Annotated in this window: 2 protein-coding genes and 1 pseudogene; 1 reads left to right on the forward strand and 2 read right to left on the reverse strand. The window is 75.0% G+C overall.

The genetic code is table 11. The annotated features are described in order from the left end of the window. Positions 1 to 123: pseudogene (locus H5J33_RS38075) on the reverse strand (nicotinate-nucleotide--dimethylbenzimidazole phosphoribosyltransferase); the annotation flags it as partial. Positions 124 to 256: 133 nt separating this feature from the next. Between H5J33_RS38075 and H5J33_RS33785 the strand changes: the two are divergent. Beyond that, positions 257 to 1,240: a class I SAM-dependent methyltransferase gene (locus tag H5J33_RS33785; RefSeq protein WP_181798489.1), complete on the forward strand. Its 984-nt coding sequence runs from the start codon at positions 257 to 259 to the stop codon at positions 1,238 to 1,240. A 28-nt stretch (positions 1,241 to 1,268) separates the two neighbouring features. Here the strand turns inward: H5J33_RS33785 and H5J33_RS33790 are convergent. After that, positions 1,269 to 1,823, reverse strand: a 555-nt coding sequence (locus H5J33_RS33790) for a bifunctional adenosylcobinamide kinase/adenosylcobinamide-phosphate guanylyltransferase (RefSeq protein WP_181798490.1), incomplete at its 5' end; no start/stop codon positions are given.

A 1,823-nucleotide genomic window follows, 5' to 3' on the forward strand; every position in this document is an offset into this window, starting at 1 on the left:
GAGGCGGCCCAGCGCCCCGGGCGGCACGATCAGACGCTCCCGCCGGGCCTCGGCGTCACGGCGTACGCCCCCGTCCGGGCGCTCGATCAGATCGGTGAAGTCGTCCAGATTAAGGCTGCTCATTCGCCGAACAGTACCGCCCGGCCGCGAAGGGCTCCGCGCCACATCGCCACCACACCCCCACGATGTCTTTGCACCTCGGATCGGCATCCCATACGTTCCGCTTTGCCGCGGAATGTCGCACAGGGAGCCGCCCATGCCGACCACGCCCCTCACCCCGCAGTTCACCACCCCCTACGACCCCTTCCAGGAGCCGCGCCGCGAGGACTGCCCCTGGTGCGGCTCCCGGCGCCTGCGCACCCGGCTGCGCGCCCCCGACCCGCTGCGCCACCGGGCCGGCGCGTTCACCGTCGACGCCTGCCGCGACTGCGGCCACGCCTTCCAGAACCCCCGGCTCAGCGCGGAGGGACTCGCCTTCTTCCACCGGGACTTCTACGAGCGGCAACTGGAGGAGTTCGCCGCCCGGGTGCTGTCCGCCCGCGCGGTCCGGCGCCGGCACCGGGCCACCGCCTGGCGCCTGTCGGCACTCGGCGAACCGGAGAGCTGGCTGGACGTCGGCACCGGGCACGCCCGCTTTCCCGAGGCGGCGAAGGAGTTCTTCCCGTACACCAGCTTCGACGGGCTCGACCCCACGGCGCGGGTCGAACAGGCGCTGCTGGAGGGCCGGGTGGAGGAGGCGCACCGCGGCTATCTGACGACCCCCGGGATGGCGGCCCGGCTGCGCGCCCGCTACGACGTGGTCACCATGTTCCACCACCTGGCGCACACCCCCGACCCGCGCGCCGAACTCCGCGCCGCGCTGACCGTGCTGCGTCCCGGCGGCCACCTGGTCGTCGAAGTCCCGGACCCGGCGTGCGTGTTCGCGGCGCTGCTGGGCCGGTGGTGGTTCCCCTACGGGCAGCCGCGCCACCTCCACCTGGTGCCGCGGGCCAACCTGTGCGCGGAACTGGCCGGGCTCGGCTGCGCGATCCTCGTCGTGGACCGCAAGGCCCCGCACATCCCCTACGACCTGACGGCGGCCGTCGCCCTGTCCCTGGCCCACGCCCACCCGGTGCTCCACCTGGCCGCCGCGCCGGTGCTGGCGCTGGCGCGGACCCTGGACCAGGGGGGCGCTCCGCTGGTCCGGCGGACCCGGTTCTCCAACGCTTATCGCGTGGTGGTGCGGAAAGGCGCCGGGTAGAACCCGCGCCCCTTTGCGGGCGCCCCGCTCACCCCCGCAGCACCACCGCCTGTCCCGCCACCACCAGCACCACCTGTTCGCACTCGTTGGCGAACGCCGCGTTCACGCGGCCGAGTTCGTCGCGGTAGCGGCGGCCGGAGGCGGTCGCGGGGACGATGCCCGAGCCGACCTCGTTGGACACCGCGACCACGGTCCGCCGGGTGGCGCGCACCGCGTCGGTCAGCTCCCGTACGCGCTCCCGCAGCAGCTTCTCGCCGCCGCCCGCCCACTCCGCGTCGTCCCACGCCCCCACGGCGTCCATCGCGTCCGCCAGCCACAGCGACAGGCAGTCGATCAGCACCGGCGGCCCGTCCTCGGCCAGCAGCGGCACCAGGTCGGTCGTCTCCGCCGTACGCCACGACCCCGGCCGCCGCTCCCGGTGCGCGGCCACCCGTGCCGCCCACTCGGTGTCCCCGCCGCGCGTGCCGCCCGTCGCCACGTACAGCACGTCCGGGAACGTCTCCAGCCGCCGCTCCGCCTCCACCGACTTGCCCGAGCGGGCCCCGCCCAGCACCAGCGTCCGGCGCGGCACGTCCGGCACCTC

Source organism: Streptomyces sp. WELS2, from assembly GCF_013870595.1.
Taxonomy (GTDB): Bacteria; Actinomycetota; Actinomycetes; order Streptomycetales; family Streptomycetaceae; genus Streptomyces.

Bases quoted from the DNA above. Each gene is read 5' to 3' on its own strand.
- H5J33_RS33785 (WP_181798489.1), top strand. From the start codon at position 257: ATGCCGACCACGCCCCTCACCCCGCAGTTCACCACCCCCTACGACCCC.